17 protein-coding genes and 1 riboswitch are annotated in these 19440 nt (G+C 48.0%); of the genes, 7 read left to right on the top strand and 10 right to left on the bottom strand.

Features of this window, described 5'->3' with window-relative positions:
- Window positions 1-237: 237 nt before the first annotated feature.
- Genes QQ055_RS05195 through QQ055_RS05185 form a run of 3 tightly spaced genes read right to left on the bottom strand, consistent with a single transcriptional unit; the run spans window position 238 to window position 2214 of the window.
- Window positions 238-936 (bottom strand): DUF2232 domain-containing protein, encoded by a 699-nt coding sequence (locus tag QQ055_RS05195; RefSeq protein ID WP_284476393.1) that lies wholly within the window; start codon window positions 934-936, stop codon window positions 238-240.
- 53 nt (window positions 937-989) lie between these two features.
- Window positions 990-1475 carry a universal stress protein gene (locus QQ055_RS05190; RefSeq protein WP_284476394.1) on the bottom strand — a complete coding sequence of 162 codons (486 nt, stop codon included), beginning with the start codon at window positions 1473-1475 and terminating at the stop codon, window positions 990-992.
- A gap of 37 nt (window positions 1476-1512) precedes the next feature.
- Window positions 1513-2214 (bottom strand): Crp/Fnr family transcriptional regulator, encoded by a 702-nt coding sequence (locus QQ055_RS05185; protein ID WP_284476395.1) that lies wholly within the window; start codon window positions 2212-2214, stop codon window positions 1513-1515.
- Window positions 2215-2927: 713 nt separating this feature from the next.
- Here QQ055_RS05185 and QQ055_RS05180 point away from each other — a divergent pair.
- The 5 genes from QQ055_RS05180 to pgsA all read left to right on the top strand — a co-directional run bounded on the left by QQ055_RS05180 (window position 2928) and on the right by pgsA (window position 8197).
- Entirely contained in the window at window positions 2928-4706 is a 1779-nt protein-coding gene (locus QQ055_RS05180) for a DUF3450 domain-containing protein (protein WP_286004298.1), read from the top strand.
- Window positions 4630-5178: a hypothetical protein gene (locus tag QQ055_RS05175; protein ID WP_286004297.1), complete on the top strand. Its 549-nt coding sequence runs from the start codon at window positions 4630-4632 to the stop codon at window positions 5176-5178. The genes QQ055_RS05180 and QQ055_RS05175 overlap by 77 nt, the downstream gene beginning before the upstream one ends.
- Complete coding sequence (locus QQ055_RS05170) at window positions 5138-5788, top strand: hypothetical protein (protein ID WP_286004296.1); 651 nt, start codon at window positions 5138-5140, stop codon at window positions 5786-5788. Before QQ055_RS05175 ends, QQ055_RS05170 begins: the two co-directional genes overlap by 41 nt.
- Before the next feature lie 85 nt (window positions 5789-5873).
- A complete protein-coding gene (locus QQ055_RS05165; RefSeq protein WP_286004295.1) occupies window positions 5874-7670 on the top strand; it encodes a hypothetical protein in 1797 nt (598 codons plus the stop codon).
- Window positions 7667-8197 (top strand): CDP-diacylglycerol--glycerol-3-phosphate 3-phosphatidyltransferase, encoded by a 531-nt coding sequence (gene pgsA / locus QQ055_RS05160; RefSeq protein ID WP_283362341.1) that lies wholly within the window; start codon window positions 7667-7669, stop codon window positions 8195-8197. Before QQ055_RS05165 ends, pgsA begins: the two co-directional genes overlap by 4 nt.
- 137 nt (window positions 8198-8334) lie before the next feature.
- Here pgsA and QQ055_RS05155 read toward each other — a convergent pair whose 3' ends face one another.
- The 3 genes from QQ055_RS05155 to QQ055_RS05145 are packed head-to-tail and all read right to left on the bottom strand — an operon-like array spanning window position 8335 to window position 12134.
- On the bottom strand, window positions 8335-8946 hold the full coding sequence (locus QQ055_RS05155; protein WP_284476460.1) for a LysE family translocator: 612 nt from the start codon (window positions 8944-8946) through the stop codon (window positions 8335-8337).
- A 10-nt stretch (window positions 8947-8956) separates the two neighbouring features.
- The gene (locus tag QQ055_RS05150; protein ID WP_284476400.1) at window positions 8957-10261 is read right to left on the bottom strand and encodes a sensor histidine kinase; all 1305 of its coding nucleotides are present in this window, start codon (window positions 10259-10261) and stop codon (window positions 8957-8959) included.
- A 13-nt stretch (window positions 10262-10274) separates the two neighbouring features.
- Window positions 10275-12134: a two-component system response regulator gene (locus QQ055_RS05145; RefSeq protein WP_284476401.1), complete on the bottom strand. Its 1860-nt coding sequence runs from the start codon at window positions 12132-12134 to the stop codon at window positions 10275-10277.
- A 772-nt stretch (window positions 12135-12906) separates the two neighbouring features.
- Here QQ055_RS05145 and QQ055_RS05140 point away from each other — a divergent pair.
- Window positions 12907-14817: an AAA-like domain-containing protein gene (locus QQ055_RS05140; RefSeq protein WP_284476402.1), complete on the top strand. Its 1911-nt coding sequence runs from the start codon at window positions 12907-12909 to the stop codon at window positions 14815-14817.
- On the opposite strand, the gene QQ055_RS05135 is transcribed toward QQ055_RS05140, so the two are convergent.
- On the bottom strand, window positions 14814-15260 hold the full coding sequence (locus tag QQ055_RS05135; RefSeq protein ID WP_283362346.1) for an alpha amylase C-terminal domain-containing protein: 447 nt from the start codon (window positions 15258-15260) through the stop codon (window positions 14814-14816). The genes QQ055_RS05140 and QQ055_RS05135 overlap by 4 nt on opposite strands.
- A 6-nt stretch (window positions 15261-15266) precedes the next feature.
- Window positions 15267-16520, bottom strand: a complete 1254-nt coding sequence (locus QQ055_RS05130) for a fatty acid desaturase (protein ID WP_284476403.1) — start codon at window positions 16518-16520, stop codon at window positions 15267-15269.
- A 139-nt stretch (window positions 16521-16659) separates the two neighbouring features.
- On the opposite strand from QQ055_RS05130, the gene tnpA reads away from it, so the two are divergent.
- Window positions 16660-17061, top strand: coding sequence for an IS200/IS605 family transposase (gene tnpA / locus QQ055_RS05125; protein WP_284476404.1), 402 nt, complete (start codon window positions 16660-16662; stop codon window positions 17059-17061).
- Window positions 17062-17116: 55 nt separating this feature from the next.
- A riboswitch (cobalamin riboswitch) is annotated at window positions 17117-17262 on the bottom strand.
- Between the two features lie 363 nt (window positions 17263-17625).
- Here the strand turns inward: tnpA and QQ055_RS05120 are convergent.
- Entirely contained in the window at window positions 17626-18285 is a 660-nt protein-coding gene (locus QQ055_RS05120; protein WP_284476405.1) for a GDSL-type esterase/lipase family protein, read from the bottom strand.
- Between the two features lie 14 nt (window positions 18286-18299).
- Window positions 18300-19367, bottom strand: a complete 1068-nt coding sequence (locus QQ055_RS05115) for a type I phosphomannose isomerase catalytic subunit (protein ID WP_284476406.1) — start codon at window positions 19365-19367, stop codon at window positions 18300-18302.
- Between the last annotated feature and the right edge of the window lie 73 nt (window positions 19368-19440).

The following is a 19440-nucleotide window of genomic DNA, read 5'->3' as shown; positions in this document are numbered from 1 at the left end:
GGAAGAAGGGAATTGGGAGTTGGGAGTTGGGGGTTGGGGAAGAAGGGAGTTGGAAGTTGGGGGAAGAGGGAAATGAAGGTAAATCGGTTATTGTTCTCGATACCTACTTAAAACTCAGCACTCTTGAACCTACTTAGCACTCTTTTCCCCATCCTCTTCCCCTCTCGAAACTCGGAACTTACTCAGCACTCAGCACTTTGCACTCAGCACTTAGAGAAGCACTCAGCACTCTTTTCCCTACTCTTCGTAGTCGAGGAGAACTTGTACCCACTGAGGAGGCATGGGGATCGGGTTGCCTAGGCGTTCTAGGAGGAGGAAGGCGACGAGGTGAACGACGAATAGGTAAATGGCGTTATTGATAATGACCAGAACTAGCGCGATCGCTTGCACGAGAGTGAGGTTGGGTTGTGCGAGCAGGCCGAGGCGAAGGAAAATCCAGTCTAAGAGTTCTGTGACTTGTACCATCATATACGTCCACAGATCGTCGCCCAACAAAATTGAAACCAGCCAAATCCGGAAGAAGAAGCCAAAGGAGCCTAACAGGGTGCCTGTGGCAATGGAAATCCACCACGGGGCTTGTCTGCGCCACATTGCGCCGAGTTGAATCCCTAAAAGACCAAAGGGAATTAGATATAAAATACTGCGGGTTGGCCCCATTAAGACGCTCAACAATAACCCTGACACAATGGTGGCCATGCTAGCGCTGCGAACTCCCCAGCGCAGATATACAAGCGCGATGGGTAAGGGAAAAAACATTCGCAATACAGGCCCCATCGGGAAGTAGTAGTTGACCAGCCAAATTAAGCTGGCGGTGCTGGCGAGAAAAGCGGTTTCGACCAGCGGTAGGGGGCCTATCGGATCTTTGATTTCGGGAACAGAGGTGCGATCTGGCTCTTGCGGGCGGTAGGGGGTGTTTTCTTCTTGTCGTTCATCCATCACTCAGTTTTGTCAACCATTAAACCCAATGAAACGTTCTGAGAGCGCATTGTTCACGCCTTGGCTTGTAAGATCAGCACGGCACAGGGGGCATGATGAACTACATAATTACTGACGCTACCCAACAATACCTCGGTGAGTCCAGTATGTCCTCGACGACCGATGACAATTAAGTCGGCTTGCCAAGCGGCTGCTACTTCGCAACAGCTTTGACCCACTAAACCGATCTTATACTCGGTTTCTGCTAGGATTTGGCGATCGCGACTTTGGCGGCTATAAGTTTGCAGCAATTGCTTGGCCTGTTCAATTTGCCGATCGATTAGGATTTGTTGGACTTGATAGTCTCCCACGTTGACGCCGGTTGCGATCCCCGGTTCGAGCGGCGAGCCAATCGCTGGCGTTCCTAAGAGTTCGCTACTAATGCAATGGAAGAGTTTGAGAGCCGCCCGATGAATTTGGGCAAGTTCTACCGCTTGGTCAAAAACCGCTTGACTCAAGGGAGAATCATCAACAGCCGCCAGGATTTTCTGAAAACTCATAGCATTTTGAGCCTGAACGCAGGATACAACAGCAGCATTAGACCATCAATCGTTCGAGCGCGTGAAGTTCTGGAATGCAGAGGATATCGCGATCGCGCACGATCAATCCTTTCTTTTCCAGCTTACTCAAAACGCGCGTTACTGTTTCCCGCGCCAGACCGCTGAGGCTGCTGAGTTCGCGATGGGGAAGGTTGGGAATTTCTACCCCTTCGGTGGTGCGTTTTCCTTGTCCATCGGCTAAAAATAGCAAAATATCGGCCACTCGCGAGGTACTATCGGACTCGCGCAACCGCAAGCGACGGTTGACTTGACGCAAACGTCTGGCCATCAGTTGAGCAAGGCGAATCCCCGCCATCGGTTCGGTATGGATCAGTTGGACAAAATCCTGAGCGGGCATATTGCCAATCAGGGTGGGTGCTAGGGTAATCACATCTGTAGAGCGGGGGACTTCTTCAAGGGGAGCCATTTCGCCAAATAACTCGCCTTTACCGATAATGTTCAGGGTTACTTCCTTGCCGTCTAGATTATACGTCCGAATTTTGACCCAACCATCCAGAATGAAGTAAACCGAGCTACCCCAATCATTTTCGAGCAAAATCACTTGATTGGACGGATGCGATCGCACCACAACATGAGCGATCGCTTTTTCGACCGTGGCTTCAGGAATGCCTTCAAAAAACGGCGCTGAACGAATTAATTCGTTAGTGTTAGTTTCGCGGGAACCGAGTCGTTCTACCATAGGGCCTTTGAGCAAACGTAAGCGTTTAATGATGAATCCGATAGCGGCCCTGTTTCACATAAGCAGCAAGGGCCTCATCCCAACTGCTAATCTTATAGTTGGCTGTACCCGTCTTGACAACTTTAAAATCGGTTTTGGCTTTAGCCCCCTTAGCGTTTGAGTGGCACAATCTTGGTGTTGGCTCGACTTTCTCTGCCTCCTGAAGCCATGCTCTCACCGATCCTAACGGCAACCGATCGGAGGTTATGAGGTATAGGCTACTATTATTGACGGTCTTCTCCTGGCTTGTGTAATGAAAATACAAGTTGACACTCCCCAACCTCAAGGTACAGAAATTCTTGATTCGCAGTTTTAACTGACTCGCCAGGATGTTTCTAACCGGAATTGGAGTTTATCATTTTTGACCTAACTGCTAGACAGTATAATCGGCCTCTACAGAATTACCAGGAACGCTCTAGAACCGAAGGCTATACAGAATTCCTGAAAGTTTTTCGATACTTGTAGGCAGAAGGCGCTAAATTGGAGTCAGGCTCGACACTCATCCGTCGGTCGATCTGCAACCCTCAATCAATAGAGGGCCGATCATCATACACAGTAAAAGGCTGGTACTGCTGACTCTAGCATGGGTTCAACGTCAGGGCTACAAACCTTATCGCATCGCCGTTTCGCTGTACCAACCATCTGGAGCGCAGCTCTAGCTAGGGGAAAAGGTTGTGACATCTCAAAACGATCAAATTCAAGCTTTAATTGCGGAAATTGACGACGTACTCCGCAAATCTAGCCCCCGGCTTCCTTGGGTGATGTCCGGAGATGTCATGCGCCAACGGCGCGTTTTAGAGCGGGTGCGAAATTATCTGGCTTCCGTTCAACCGCGCTCAACTGACGAGCGTCCTTTGTTACCGAAACCTCGGCGAGCGATGCTGAGTGGAACGCGCGCGCCAGAACCCGCACCAACAGCCATCCCAGCTAACTTCAATCAACAGCTCATTCAGTCGGTGATGCAAGATTTGCGGATAGCCGTCATTCAACCGCTGCAAGCCGATTTAGAAGACTTACGCCAACAGCGAGAGGATTTGCTCGCCCAAGTCCGACACCTCGAACGGCAACAAACCACCGCCAGTTTGTCCCAAGAATATGCTTCCCATCAACAAGCAACCGCAGAATTACTGCAAGTGTTGATGGATCGCTTGCAAGAGCGCCTGAGCCAGCAAGTTTCCCAAACCCTAGCTGAGTTAGCCAGCGATCGCCCCGCTGCCTTACCGATCGTGCAACTGCCCCCCGGAGAACAGCCCGAAACCTTGCCCTTGTTGAACCCGCAGCAGCGTCTCGAACAACTGCGATCGCTCCAAGCGCAATCGGATCAAATTATTCTCTCGCTTGATAGCTCAATGCGAATTGTCTTTGACACCCTGCAAAGCAATCTCAAAAGCTATCATGAATCGCTCTCCCAAGGGATTGAAAAAATGCACGCCTTGGGACAACAGGGAGAAGTCATGTTTAGCGCTTTAATTAAGCGTTTAGCTGAGGATTTAGGGCGCGAAACCTCAAGTTACCTGCAAACGCGCCCCGCACAGCACCCAGGCGCTAGCGAAGGACAGGCGACCATTTCTCCCTCCCTACCGCCAGCCACCGTTCCCACCCCTCAGCCTTCCCCAGCAGCAGAATTATCAATTGATTCTGGGGTTTTAGAAGAAGAAGCGCTAGAACTGCTCGATCTTACCTCCGAAGACTGGGAACTCAACGCTGACGAAATTGATATCTTACTCGAACGCGATTCGCGCAGCGAGCCATCCCAGAACCGCACTCCCCCAGAGCAAACTCCGGAGGAAGCACCCTCTCCTCAAAAACCAAACGAAGCAGAAATTGATTCGGCTATTCAACTGCTCAATTTCCTCAACGATACCCCTGATGCTTCAGCAGCAGACGAAGAACCCATCCCTGAAAGTAGCGCCGCATCCGTAACGCCAGAATCAGCCGAACTGCAAGATATTTACGAAGATTTATATGATGCCTTATTTGGTTCAGATGAATTAGCGCCCGCTCTGGATCGTACGTTAGAAGAGCAATTAGGGCTAACCCACCCAGAACCCCCCGCAACGCCGCAACCGGATGAGCAACCCCCCTCCCCGACTCCCACAACATCCCAGGAGGAAATAGACAGTCCCCCAAAGTTGAATGAAACCGTTGACTCCGAGGTGAAGCTGCAAGGCGTCGCTGAATGGGTGAGTCGCGTCGAAAATGACTTATTTGGCGAATTGGCAGAACCCCCACCCGCAGAACCGCAGCCTGAGTGGAAAGGTGAGATTTCGCTGCAAGCTATTGAGCGATGGTTGTTCTCTGAAGAGCCTGTAACTGAGCGATCCGCAGAGAAATTGGCACCGAGGGCGATCGCAACTCAACAAAAAAAGCACTGGATTGAGTCGGAAAGCACGCGCTCTAGATTCAGAAACCTTAGCAAACTTTGTCGAATTATTTGGCGAAGAGGATCTTGAAGAAGAACAACAGCAAGCTTTGGCAGAGGAGACGGGTTTTAGCGTAGAAATTTCGGGAATCTTAAGCCGCGAGTTAATGAGTCTAACCGATGAGTCATCGGAACCCCCTAGACGCTATGGCGAAGATATCTTTATTCCGGCTTCCCCTGAAGAAAGTTTGCTACCAACCGAACAAGAGGCGCTAGAACGAACCACCTGGAGTTTTTGGCCCGATTCAACTACGCTAGAACAATTGCAAGCGGATCTGTCGAGTTTAGAGGAATTGGGTCAACCTCAAACGTTTTCAGCAACAACGCGCCTGTCTTCGTCCTCGCAGGCTGTTGAGTTAAATTCTAAGCACCCTGACGTTGAAGCGTTCCCTCAGAGTTTGTTGAACTCAGACTCCGTGATGCTGGATGCGTTTATTGAGGATATGGGGGAGACGGCTAGCGATGCAACCGCTAACGCTGTTGAAGAGTCTTCTGGGGATTGACAAACCATTCTGCTCAAGAGCGATCGCCTTTGATGAGTTCCGAGTCGATAAGGAACAAACCCCAGAGGAAGACGCCTTCACAGTCGATGCTTTTAGCCGCGTTCTAGAGGAACCTTCCCAGGAAGTTACGGACGATATATCGGAAGAGGCGATCGCCTTTGATGAGTTCCTAGTCGATAAAGAACGAACTCCAGAGGAAGACGCCTTTAGCCGCGTTCTAGAAGAACCCTCCGACGACGTACCCGAAGAAGCCGTCATTCTAGAAGAAATAACGCTAGATGCGTTTATGGATGAGATGGAGGCGGACGATCCCTCAGCCGCCAGCGGGGATGAACCCTTAACGACTCCCTTTGATGTCCCTAGTGCTGACCCATTTTTAACCGGATCGCTAGAGAATCCCCCACAGAACAATCAACCGGCCCAAAAGCAGAACCCATCCCGTTCTCTAGGCGATGTTGATACTCAAAACTTGACGATTGGTAATGCTTTTAATAACTTTCTTTCAGAGTCTAAGCCGAACGAGGAACCGGATAACTTCGAGAGTTCGATGTTAGAGTTCTTAGACACAGACTTGCCAACAGCCGAAAAAAAAAAGAGACTTGACTCTTGAGCCTCTAGACCAGACCGTAGCCACAAACATTCAGTCTGATGATGTCCGCGTCAGTTTATCATCTGCAAACCATTCACAAGCACCTATGAGCGATCGCATTTGGTATGTGGGGATTGATTTTGGGACAACCGGGATTTCTGCGGTCTTACTTAATGCAGCCACCCAACTCACTTATCCGCTTTACTGGATAGAGAGCGACCAACTCGGTTCAACTAGCACGACACCCACCTTAAAAAAACACTTTCGCCTGACACCAGCCATTTACCTATCGGTGATTGAAGGCGAACCCTCGCAAGCCTTAGCGGTTCCTCATCAAGCTTCTAGCGCCTCTTGGTCGGTTGGGCCATTGGCGGTTAAAATTGCCAATGCGACGGCGGATCGATCGGATTCAGGTTTATTACTCCACAACCTTAAGCCTTTACTGAAACTGGCAACGCCTTACTATTGTCCGGAGACAGAACAATGGGAACCGATCTTACAATGGTCGCCAACCCAACAGGTTTCGATGGGATGGATACGTCAAGCACTCCAAGCACTGTTTACCGCCATGACTCCCCTGTCTTCCCAGGTGTGGTTATATAGTGCGGCGTCGGGATTAGATAACCAGACATTTCGGGAAGCGACGGAAAATCTAGGGGGAGCGATCTTGGGATGTCCCGCCTATTGGCCCGATACTTATCGGTTTAATCTGCGCGAGGCAATTTTAGGAGCAAAGTTAGTAGAACATCCCGAACAGGTCGTGTTTATTGAAGATGCGATCGCCACAATCTTATCGGAATTGCGCGATACGGCGGCCGGATATCAGTGGCGCGGCCATACCCTAGCGATCAACTCCGGCGCAACAATGACAGAATTGGTGTTAGTCGATCTTCCCAACCAACATCAAAAACTCACCCACCCAGACTTTAAGCTGCGAAGCTTCGCCTACGGGGGTCAAGCGATTGACCAAGATATCATCAGCCAACTGTTTCTTCCCCAAGCGGAGGAGGCGTTGTGCGAAGACCTGAATATTCCCCTGGAAAGCTGGCCAACGCCTGGAGAAGCTAACCTAGAACAGCGCTATCGCTTGCAACGAGACTTAGAAAGCACTCTTTTAGGTCGCGCCTTGCTGCATTTAGCGGGTCATGTGAAGCAAGTCTTGCAGCATCAAGACCGCTATCAGTGCAAGTTGGGGAAAGATCGCACCTTTCATCTACGGCGCAAAGAGTTGGAAATGCAGGTGTTTCTTCCCTTCATGCGCCGCCTAAATCAGGAGTTTAACGCGCTATTAAGCGAAACAGGGGTTGCGACTCAAGGGATTCAGCAGGCGATGTGTACGGGGGGGACGGCTTCGATTGGGCCGATTACCCGGTGGTTGCGGCAAAAACTGCCGAGTGCAGCTATTATCCAAGATACCTATCCGGCCGATCGTTCGCCGGGTTGCAGTCGGGTGGCGTATGGGTTGGCGACGTTAGCGTTTTATCCTCAAATTCTAGAATTGTCGCGCCAGCAATATCACGATTACTTCTTGCTGCGCGAATTGCTGAAAAATTTACCCACTCAGCCAACGTCTGCCCAGCAAATTCTACAACGGTTGGAGCGTCAAGGAATTAATACGCGCGTTTGTGCCAAACAGGTTGTTGGTTTTTTGGAAGGGAAGTTACCCCCAGGTTTGGTTCCCACGGATTGTCCCTCTCTATTGGCGACAACTGCGGCGCAAAATCCCGATTATCAGGTGTTGAGCGCTGCGCCCCTGTTTGAGAAAACCGAAGATCGGACTTATAATGCAAATTCGGTTCAGTGCGATCGCGCGCGTCAATATCTCGATCGCATTCTCGAAGGGTCTATGCAAACCTTAGAGGAACCCTATACCGTCAGGTTAGGACTTACCCGCAAACCATGAATTTACCCACTTGGATTACTCTGTCTCGATTGCTTGGCGTTCCCGTTCTGTTATATGGGTTGGCGCATCCTACCCTCACGAGTCGCTGGGTGTGTTTGGCGGTGTTTTTGCTGGCGGCGGGAACGGATTGGTTGGATGGGTATTTGGCACGCAAACTCAATCAAGTCACGGATTTGGGTAAGTTTCTCGATCCGTTGGTGGATAAGTTTCTGGTGTTAGCGCCGTTGATGTCGCTGATTGAGTGGGGGGTGGTTCCAGCTTGGGGGGTGTTTTTAATTTTGGCACGGGAGTTGGCGATCGCGGGATGGCGGGTGAACCAAACTCAGATTTCTGGCGCTAATCTGTGGGGAAAGCTGAAAACGGTGAGTCAAATTTTAGCGGTTTCTCTGCTGATTGCACCCCTAGGCGCACAATGGGAGGTTGTGGCGAAGGGTGCGTTTTGGCTGGCGGTGGCGCTAACCCTGATTTCGGGTTTGATTTATATTATTCCCAGTTCGGCGACGGCTGAACCCACAGCCAAGGTTTAAGTCGCGTAGGTTGGGTTGAGGCACGAAACCCAACTCAGAAGAGGGAGTTGGGAATTAGGAGTTGGGGGTTGGGGAAGGATGGGGAAGAAGGCAGTCGAGTCGGTTGGGTTCAGCCGCAGCCAAAGTTTAAAGTGGCTTTAGGATTTAACGAGTAAAAATACGCCAACTGCAAGGGTAATGCATCCGGCGGCTTGATTGAGGCCTTTACGGATATTGGCACTCATCAGCACTCTGGCTTTATTGGCCATGAACGCATAACTGAGTTTAACGCCTCCGACGGCAGTCGCGGCGATCGCGATAACGATTGCGGTATCCAAGGGGGTAATTTGCGACAAATCAAGAAAAGCGGGAAAAAAGCCTAAGTAAAATAAGGTGGCTTTTTGATCGGCTAAGGTAATGGAGAGTCCTGTCAAGAAACTCGCTAGCCAAGACGATTTTCCGATAATTTGGGTTTCTACTTTCTCAGGTTTTGAGCGATATAACCCTATCCCTAAAAGGATAAGATACGCACCGCCCAAATAGCGAATTAGGAAAAATAAATTTCCCATTTTCTCTGCCAGAAACGACAATCCCCAGATAGCAATTAGAATGAAAACAATATCGCCGCATACAACTCCTAGAGTCGTAAAAGCACCCTGAAGAAATCCAAATGTTGCCGATCTTGTAGAAACGGCTAACACGCTAATACTCGGAACGAGTGCTAAAATGACCATTGCACCAAAAAGGGCGATCGCGCTACTCAATGTCATGTTCAAAAAATTAGGTAGTTGTTAGTTTGAGGGGAATTTCAATTTTAAATTCAGCGCCTTGATTGGGTGCAGAAACGCAAATTAATTGACCTTGATGTTTTTCGACAATAATTTGATAGCTGGTTAGCAAGCTTAAGCCTGTTCCTTTACCAACTGCTTTGGTTGTAAAGAATGGATCGAAGAGGCGAGGCTGCATCGTTTCAGGAATTCCAATGCCGTTATCTTGAATTTTGATAGTTACCAAGTCTGGATTTTCCCAAGTTGTTGTTATCCAAATCGTGGGTGTTTCCGATGCAGCCTGCAAGCGATCCCTCGCGGCTTCAATGGCATCAATGGCATTATTCAAAAGATTAAAGATGACCTGATTAATTTGGCTGGCATAACAGGTGATTGAGGGCAATTCATTGTAAGTTTCCACAACCCTAATCGGCGGTTTATTTTCGGGATACAAGCGACTTTGCAAAAGCACGAGTACGCTTTTAATTCCTTCGTGAATATCTACTGACTTAATTTCAGATTCGTTTAATCGCGAAAAAATTCGTAATGCCAAGATAACCGCCTGAATTCTTTCGGTTCCAGTTTGCATTGAACCGATTAATTGATTTACATCCTCTTCAAGAAAATCTAAGTTAATCTCCTCCATAAACGCTTGAATAGTGTCGCTGGGGTGAGGATATTCCTGTTGATAAAGCTCAATTAGGCTCAGTAAGTCTTGAACGTACTGCTTTGCAGGATTTAAGTTACTGGAAATAAAGCCAACTGAATTATTAATTTCGTGAGCCATTCCTGATGCGAGTTGTCCTAAACTCAACATCTTTTGTTTTTGGAGTAACTGCGCTTGAGTTTTCCTCAATTCACCTAAAGTTGTTTGCAATTCTTGATTTTGATGTTGTAATTGATTTTGCAGCATTTTTAGCGTTAAATGATGTTTAACCCTTACTAAAATCTCTTCCAATTGAAAGGGTTTTGTGATATAATCTACACCGCCGACTTGGAATGCTTTAACCTTATCCAAAGCCTCATTGAGCGCGCTCAAAAAGATAATAGGAATAGATTGAGTCTGCTCGTCTTGTTTCAGCGATTCACAGACCTCATAGCCATTCATATCGGGAAGATTAATATCGAGTAAAATTAAGTCGGGCTGAATGGTTTGAATAGCAGTCAGAGCCATTTTGCCATTAATCGCTTTGCGAACGCGATAACCTTGCTCGATTAACAAAGACGATAAAAAACGAATGTTATCGGGCATATCATCAACAATCAAGATATCTGCGGAATGAGTAGCGGGTGTCACGGTCATAGAAGTTGCAATCATTTCAAAGGGCGATTTAAACAGCGGGAGTTGTTAAAAAAATTGTGGCTTGCTGGCTTTCCAGCGGTCGAGAAAAGAAGTAACCTTGACCCAATTCACAGTTGAGTTGCTGAAGTTGAAAGAGTTGTTCGGCAGTTTCAATGCCTTCTGCGATCGCTCTCAAGTTCATGGTTTGGGCAATCTTAATAATGGTGGGCACCAAACCCAGGTTATGGGGCGAACTCGTGAGGCGGCTGACAAAAGAGCGATCGATTTTCAGCGTATCAACCGGAAAGTGGTGAAGATAGCTTAAAGAAGAGTACCCCGTGCCAAAATCATCAATGCAGAGTTGAATTTGGCGATCGCGCAACTTCTCCATAATCTCCTTCGCCGCTTGGGGATGGTTCATAATGGCGCTTTCTGTAATTTCCAACTTCAAATTCTGGGGATTCATCTGAGTTGCATCCAGCACCCGATCGATTTCCCAGACAAGATTGGCATCTGCAAACAAACGCGCCGACAAATTGACGCTCACCGTCAACTGTTGCGGATCGCAGCGCAAATACTCATCGTGATTTTGAGCCAACTGAGCCTGCCATTGTTTAAGCTGTCCGCACGCTTCGTGCAACCCCCATAAATCAATTGCTCGAATAAACCCCGTTTCTTCCGCAATGGGAATAAATGCCATCGGTGAAATTAAACCTTGTTGGGGGTGCAACCAACGCACCAAAGCCTCAAACCCCACCACTTTCCCCGTCTTTAAAGAAATAATCGGTTGATAGTGCAAGCGGAGTTCTTGGCGTTCGAGCGATCGCCGCAAGTCGGTTTCTAGCTGTAAAACCTTGAGCGCCGCATCGTGAAGAGTCGGATCGAAGACATGGTACTGCCCTTTACCCAACAGTTTGGCTCGATACATTGCCGTATCCGCATCGCGCAAAATATGTTCGGGTTTATCGTAGCTAGGGTTAGCCAGGGTAATGCCAATACTAGCATTGAGAAAAATTTCCCGTTGGGGTAATTCAAAAGGTCGCGTCAACTCTTGCAGAATGTGGCTAGCGACTTGAGTGGCATCGATTAAACCCGTAATGTCATTAAGCAGAATGGCAAATTCGTCACCCCCCAGACGAGCAATGAGGTGTTCCGGCGTTAAAACTTGCTCTAAACGACGCGCCAAGGCCATTAAGATCTCATCGCCGACTAGATGTCCGAGGGAATCATTCACGACCTTAAAGCGATCGCAATCTAGAAACAACACCGCAAACTGAAACTCCTGTTCGGCTTTCATGCGGGCGAGTGCTTCTTCTAAGCGTTGCATCAATAACACGCGGTTTGGCAGCCCCGTCAGCGCGTCATGCAGTGCCATTTTCAATAACTGTTCTTGCAAGATTTGGCGTTGGTTAACTTCTCGCTGCAAATCCTGATTCATCTTTTCGAGTTGATGGGTGCGTTCTCTAACGCGGGCTTCTAACTGAGCGTTTAAAAGTTGATTTTGCAGCGTTGCAGCTCTCAACGCCAATTGATTGCGAACGCGAGCTAGCACCTCTTCAAACTGAAACGGTTTGGTGATGTAATCGGCTCCTCCAACCTCAAACGCCTTTACCTTATCGAAGGTGTCATTGAGGGCGCTTAAAAAAATCACGGGAATTTCTGCGGTTTTTGGATCGGCTTTTAACTGCTGGCAAACTTCATAACCATTCACATGGGGCATCATAATATCGAGCAGAATCAGCCGAGGTTGGGCAGCTTGCACGGCGGTGAGAGCCATTGGACCGCTGAGGGCTTTGCGAACGTTATAGCCTTGCTTGGTTAGCATGGTGGAGAGCAAGCGCAAATTTTCTGGCGTGTCATCAACAATTAAAATATCTTCAGAATCGATTCCGATTTGCACAGAGATCATGGGGTCTTCCGCGAGGGTCACATGCGTTAAGTTAAGGAAGGACGGGATTGCATTAGGAACTAGCCGAAAGCACTCATCCCATTTATGACTGGCAGGCTACCCAATGCAGCGCATTAGGAGGAGAATTGAACCACTTCTTTAAGAGGTGGCTCAATCGATTGATTGGCGAGCGGCGAAATGCCTGCAAAGGTTGTAAATGGGGCTTGAGTTTCTACATACTGTCAGTTTAAATGCTGACTCAATGGGTACTGCAACTCCTTTTCACAAAAAGGTTGCTTCTGTGCTAGCCGCATCGGGTTTGGATTGAGGATAGTCCGCATTAGCCGAGGTTCGCGATCGCTCTAATCTTTCTACTTTACGAGAGACGCGATTCCCGTAGAGCGAACAGTTGTAAAGATCGCTCTAGCTGAAATGCTCGATCGTCACTTTTGTTTCCCGATCGCGATCGCGCCAATGTCCCAAGTTAATTGCGATTTTTCTGTAAAACGACTCACGTTTACCGTCTTAAGCCATAGAAGTTGCTGGTAAATAGGAGGATTTTTCGCAATTTCCCCTATTGTGCCAGCCTAATCTTGATAAGGCTTCAACTTAAAATAGGGGTTAACCTGGGAAAAATTGTGCATAATCCGTGTCAATCCCCAAAAAGTAACTAATTTTCAAAAAAATCGCAGCAATAATCCGATAAAAAGTTACAGATTTTCCTTCCAAGTAAGGTTTTTCTCGGTTTTAATTGAAACACATCGTTTTAGTCGTCCTAGCCTGATAGATCTCAATGACCATTGATGAAGTGGTACAAATATTTAACGCAAGCCAGTCCAAGCCCCTAACAAAGCTCCAAGAATGGCTGTTACGGCAAGCCTGGGAAGGCAAAACCTATGCCATTATGGCAGGGGAAGCCAATTATACCGAAGAATATTTGCGCCGGACTGCCGCTGAACTGTGGTCATATCTGAGTTCGATTTGGGGAGAACCGATTACCAAACCGAACTTCCGCTCGATCCTTGAACCGCGTCGCCTTTCGCAGGCGCAAAAACAACTAATTGAAGATGCTCAACAGTCGTCTGCGATCGCCATTCCAGAATTTCCCAGCGGTCCTATCGCCTTAGATTCCCCCTTTTATATTCCCAGGCCTCCCCTCGAAGAACTCGCCTACGAAGAAATTGCCAAACCTGGAAATGTGATTCGGATCAAAGCACCGCGAAAAATGGGCAAAAGCTCCCTATTATTGAGAATCGGAGCCTACGCCAATTCGTTGAATTACCGAACCGTTACCATTGACTTGCAACAAGCCGATAACCAAGCCTTTAGCAGTCTGGATCGCTTTCTGCGTTGGTTTAGTGCCAATGTCAGCTTAGAACTCGGCTTAGAACCCCAACTAGACCGTTACTGGAAAACCGAAATTGGCAGCAAAGTCAGTTGTACAATTTACTTTCAAAGTTACATTCTGACCCATTTGAACGCCCCCCTGGTCTTGCTGCTCAATGAGGTCAATCGCATCTTTGAATATCCTGAAATTGCGCGGGATTTTCTCCCCATGTTGCGCGTCTGGTACGAGCAGGGCAAAACCCTAGAAATTTGGCAAAAGTTACGTTTAGTTGTAGCCTATTCTACCGAAGTTTATATCCCGTTACGGCTGAATCAGTCGCCGTTTAACATTGGTTTTCCGTTAAAACTGCCACCCTTTACCCCAGAGCAAACGGACGAGTTGGCGCGGCGCTATCAAATTGAGTGGACGGATAGCGGCAAAACTAAACGATTAATGGCACTATTGGGAGGACATCCCTATCTGATTCAACTGGCATTCTTCCATCTGCATCGCCAAGAGATTAGCCTCAAGCAACTCCTCGAACAGGCTCCTACCGCATCGGGAATTTATCGCGATCATCTGTTGCATTTACGCTTAATCTTGCAAGCAGAACCCCCGTTAGAAAATGCCTTAAAACAGACCATTTCTGCCGATCGCCCTGTGGAATTAGAGCCAGTCTTGGCTTATAAACTCGATAGCTTGGGGCTGATTTCTCTAGAGGGCGATTTGGCGACACCGAGTTGCGAATTGTATCGCCTTTATTTTCGGAATCTGCAAGGCGCTCGCGAACCAGCTCCATCAGAAAATCGCTTTTTGGGTGTGTCTGAACCGTGGTTGGGCGATGGTTCCCCCGAACCCCAACCGGGAAATCAGGATGAGTTGACCCAACTTGCCAATCGTCGTTATTTTAATCATTACCTGAAACAGGCTTGGCAGCAGGCCGAACAGCGCAGTCAACCTCTATCGCTGATTTTGGCAGATATTGACTGTTTTAGAGCCTATAACGATACCTATGGCTTCTCCGCCGGGGATACTTGTCTGCAACGAGTGGCGGTGGCGATCGACCATTGCGTTAATTTGGCAGAGTCCTTGGTTGCTCGCTATGGGGGCGAAGAGTTTGCGATCGCGCTCCCGAATTTGGACGAGCCGCAAGCGATCCAACTGGCGGAAGCCCTGCGCGCCCAGATTCAGCAGTTGGGAATTGCTCACTCCTCCTCCCTGGTGCGATCGCCCCTTCTCACCCTCAGTTTTGGCGTGGCTAGCATTTTTCCCGACCGAAGTACGGATATTAATGTATTGATTGATACTGCCGCTCGCGCCCTTTATTTATCTAAAATGCACGGGCGCGATCGCGTGACGTTCCTCAACTACACTTAAGTTTCCTGGAACGAGAAAACTTGAGCCTCATACTCGCCCAAGTCGAGGAGGAGTTGGCGATCGCATTCAGGTGAGCGATCGCCTCTCGTCCATTCTTTCCAGGTACCATCCGCCGGAAAATCGTCAACGGCGTACCCGGCTAAAAACCGATCGGAAAAGTTCGCCACTACCACCACTCGCGAGCCTTCCTCATTCCAACAGGTATAGGCAAAAACGCGACTTTCGGGATTTTCGTGGAAAAACTCAATTTTGCCCGTCTGCAAAGCCGGATTTTGTGTTCGCAAAGCGATGAGTTGCTGGTAATGTGCAAATAACTGACGATTGCGCTCGTTTTCGAGCAGCGACCATTTGAGATTCTGCGGTTCGTTTGGACGATTGGCATAATTTGCGAAAACGCGATCGCCAGCATCAGTTTCTCTCCTAACGCACCATCTCCTGAACATTGAACCTCAATCTTTCATATGTTTGTCTTCAAGACTTTCAGCTATTGCACCGATCGCACTATTCGATGCTGGATTTGCTATTGTCCTGGCTGCTTGTCGGAAAGATGAGATCGACACTAAGCGGTCGGAATCTGCATCCCATAGAAGAAATTGGGAACAGTTCAGCAAATCTCCAATTCGGAGGGTTTTAACCTCCGAGAGCAGATGACTATTTTTATGATGACAAGCTGCGAGATGGTAATTGGGAATTCTTTCACAGAGATGATGAATATTGTGATAGCCGATATCTGCGGTAAACCATCTGAGAACAATTGGTAGCTCTAAGTAACTGCTGCCCTTAACTGCTCCCAAAACATAGTTCCATCCTGATGTTTTGTGAGCATAAGCATCCTCAAAAATATGTTGTACAAAGAAGACCCAGATGAAAATCGTCGCAGAACAACTGAGGGTGATGGAGTAAATCCCCCAAAACAGACCAACTCCCCATAAATGACTTAAAAAAATCCAGCTCCCAACCACACAAATATTGTTCAACAGGAGATCCCAAAATTCGGCTGCTGACTGCCAATGCTTGGACGAGTGGGTAGATATCGTTTGGGCTAAGTTAAACTCCGAACTGTTTTTCCAATCACTAAATATATGATGGATAAAATCATAAACTCCCGCGAGCAAAATGACTCTGGGTTTGATGACAAGATAGAAAAAACCACCAGGAATCGCCATTAATGGATGTCGCAGAAGTTCATATAATCTTTGATTGAACGGATCGAGCTGAGAAAACTCCTCGGTGGATAAGAAATCTGCAACACCCCGATATCGCTCCCAGTCGCCATTGGTTTTGTGATGGTAGGCATGATCTCTTGACCACCCATATTGGGGAATTGCGTTGATTACACCTAGCAAGAATCCCATAATCCGGTTCGCTCGTTTTGACCGAAATAGAGAATTGTGTCCGCAGTCATGCATCAAAGAAAAACAGCGAAGTGAAAAGAGAACGAGTAGCACAATGATAGGGGGAAGAAACCACCAAGAAATAGATGTTATTTTCACAGCCGCAATCCACAAGAGCACATAAGGGACGACGGTATTGAGAACTTGGTAAGTTGCCCGTAAGTTGCTGCTCTTGATGTATGGAGTTAAAGCAAAGTCAGCTTTTTTGAGCGTATCAAGTGGCTTAAGTTGATGAAAAGACTCGGGTTTTACAAATGGATGAGCCGCTGTTGGGATCTGTCCAGAGCGATTCAGGTAGTATTTGAGCATAAGGGGTCTCAATTCAGTGATATATCAGGATTAGGGAAGGGTTAAGCAATTCTCGTTCTGAGACGTTGTAGAGCTTAAACTTCAGGGTTTTCATCACAAAGATGATAGCATTATCTGTAGATGAGTACAATTTATCTACATGAAAACGAGCTACAGGCATTACGATCGCGCAGTTGGGCTGGCAACGGTTCACCTGATTTGGATACCATGCAGGCGCAAAAAGGTGTTTGCAGATAATGAATCACTGAAGCTTCGCTGCATTGATGTTTTGCATTCTGTCGCTCAAGATAAAAAGTGGTTCATCAAATCGTTGGAGATCGCTTCGGATCATGTTCATTTATTAGTGGAATACGATCCGCACCATTCCATTGCTCAGATAGTTAAAGCATTTAAGGGGCGTTCATCTCGAATTCTTAGACAAGAGTTTCCTGAATTGCTAAAACTTCCGAGCCTCTGGACTCATTCTTATCTGTTTGACACGACCGAAAAGGTTAGCACTCAAAAGATATTGGACTATATCAATGACCCCCATCATGGCTGAATTTATTCAGCTATCCGCTTCATATCCCCCGGTTAAAGCACGGGGGCTTTACGCATCACGGGTTGACCAATCGGCGGACATTCTTGACTCGGAGAGTTGCGCCTCTCCTTACAACTGCGGGACAGCGGCAGATTTTCACTGCTCTTTCCCCCTTACGCCTGATGGCTGTTCCCCACCAGAACTGAATTGCATTTAACAATAGCACAGTTGCAGCCCAATTCAATAGGTTCACCCGGCATTTATTCAGAGAAAAATTGCCAAACCACTTCGAGATATAGCGTTTCTCTAGAGTCACTGAGGTTATCTGTAGAGCAAATCTCGATCGAGTTTGCTTTTTTAGTTTGATACTGGGTCGAACAAAAGGCGTTATCTTTGCGCGGGTGCGTTTTACTCTAAAATTCAGCTTTTCAAGAATTTCTTGACCCTCTGAGTATCTACACAATTGAGTTCGAGTGGGGGTTTCAATGAGCGATCGCAAACTTTACTTAGACCTCTTGCATAATTCCTATTTTTGTCTCGCAAAAACTACAAAGATATCGAGTTATTGAGAGTTTTGGTCGTCACTCAAGGCGTTGGGGGTTGCGAGTTGGGGGGCAAATCTGGCCGTTCTAAGATAGGTTTTAAGCCTTCAGCGATGCGGTTGGCTAAAACTTGGTGTCCGGCGGAGTTGGGATGAATTTCATCAAACAGATAGCGGGGATCGTTTAAACCTTCTAAAACCCCCGGAATTAAATACGCTTGGGTGTCATTGGCTACCCGCTGGTAGAGTTGCTCGTATTCGCCATTAAACGGTTCAACATTCATCCCCAAAATAACAACAATCACCCCCTGTTGTTGGAGGGCGATCGCAATTTGTCTAAGATTCTCTTCCGTTTGGGCTAGCGGTACCCCTTGGAGAAAATCATTTCCCCCTAAGCCCACAATGACTAACCAAGGATCGGCTTGTAGGGACTGTTCCCGCAAGCGTTGCAGGGCGATCGCCGTTGTATCTCCCCCTCTACCTCGGTTAACTACGGGTACATTGAGAATTTCGCTGAGAAGCCTGGGGTAAGCCGCCTGTTGTCCCACCCCCGCCCCTGCGGTAATGCTATCGCCAAACGCCACAATCTGCGTCCCTTGCGTGCGATTCACATTTGCCACGTCTGGGGAAACTTGAGACTGGGGAGGCTGACACCCGGCTAACAGCAAGCAAGCCCCCAAACTGATTAATCTGACTTTAAACATGGCGATCGCCTTCTCTACCCCTTGACTTCACCGAGTTCTTGAATTTGGCGATCGCGATATCCCGCCTGTCGTAGCGGTTCAATGATATCTTGCGCTAAATCGGGGACATAGCAAGCCACTAAACTCGCTTCGGTATCGGGCACAATTTCCACCCCGCCCAGCGCCGCCGGTAGAATGCAAGACTGGGCGCGTTCTAAGCGATCGCTTCCCCCAGCAAAATTCAGCGTTACCGGATCGCCCACATTAGACAGCGTGGTGCAGCGATGGGGATGTGCCGGATCGAGATAGTTTTCTTTTAACCTCCAGCGTTCTAAGGCAAAGTAAGGCCCCGCACAACCCACGATCCGGCTATTTTTACCCACCTTTAACTCCAGCCCCGCATGAGGACGAGGGCGATCGTGATTTTTCAACTCGTCTAAGGTGGCATTAATATTAGAATGCCATTTTTCCTCATCCAACGGTTCCCCGTATAGATTGGTTGGCGAGACGAATTGACCTAAATCTGAAGTCTGCTGAATCTCGAACACCAGCGCATCGGGCCCAAAGGCGTGGATAATGCCGCCAGGGACATAAATCGTATCCCCTGCTTGGATGGGATAGCGCAGCATCACCGCGTCGTAATCTTGTTGAACAAACGCTTCAAAGAGTTCTTCTCTGCTAAAGTCCGATTTAAGTCCAGCTAAGATCGTGGCATCGGGTGCAGCCCACAAAATATGCCATGCTTCCGTTTTACCATTGGGGGCATTATGCAGGCGTTGGGCGGTTTCATCATCCGCGTGGAGATGTACCGGTAACATGCCGGTAGCATCAATAAACTTTTGAAGTAACGGAAAATGCGGCCCGCGCCACCCCTCACCCACCAGTTCATCTGGATGCATTTCTGTCAATTGTTGCAGCGTTTGACCCGCTAAAGCGCCATTGGTTACGGTACCCATTGCTTCTTTGTACCCGCTAATTTCCCAGGTTTCGGCAATTTTTCCCGTTGGGGGTACATCCTTTTTCCCTAAACGATCGGCGATCGCTCTTTGGGCAAAAGCATATTCTCGAACCGCCGCCGTCAGTTTGATCGGATACCACTTCATCAACTTAACCTGAATGCTTGCTCTCTCCAGAAAACCGAGACATTCACAACTTGGCATCAACCCCTAGAATGAC

The organism is Geitlerinema calcuttense NRMC-F 0142 (assembly GCF_030285425.1).
This window is presented reverse-complemented; position numbering and strand designations above follow the sequence as displayed.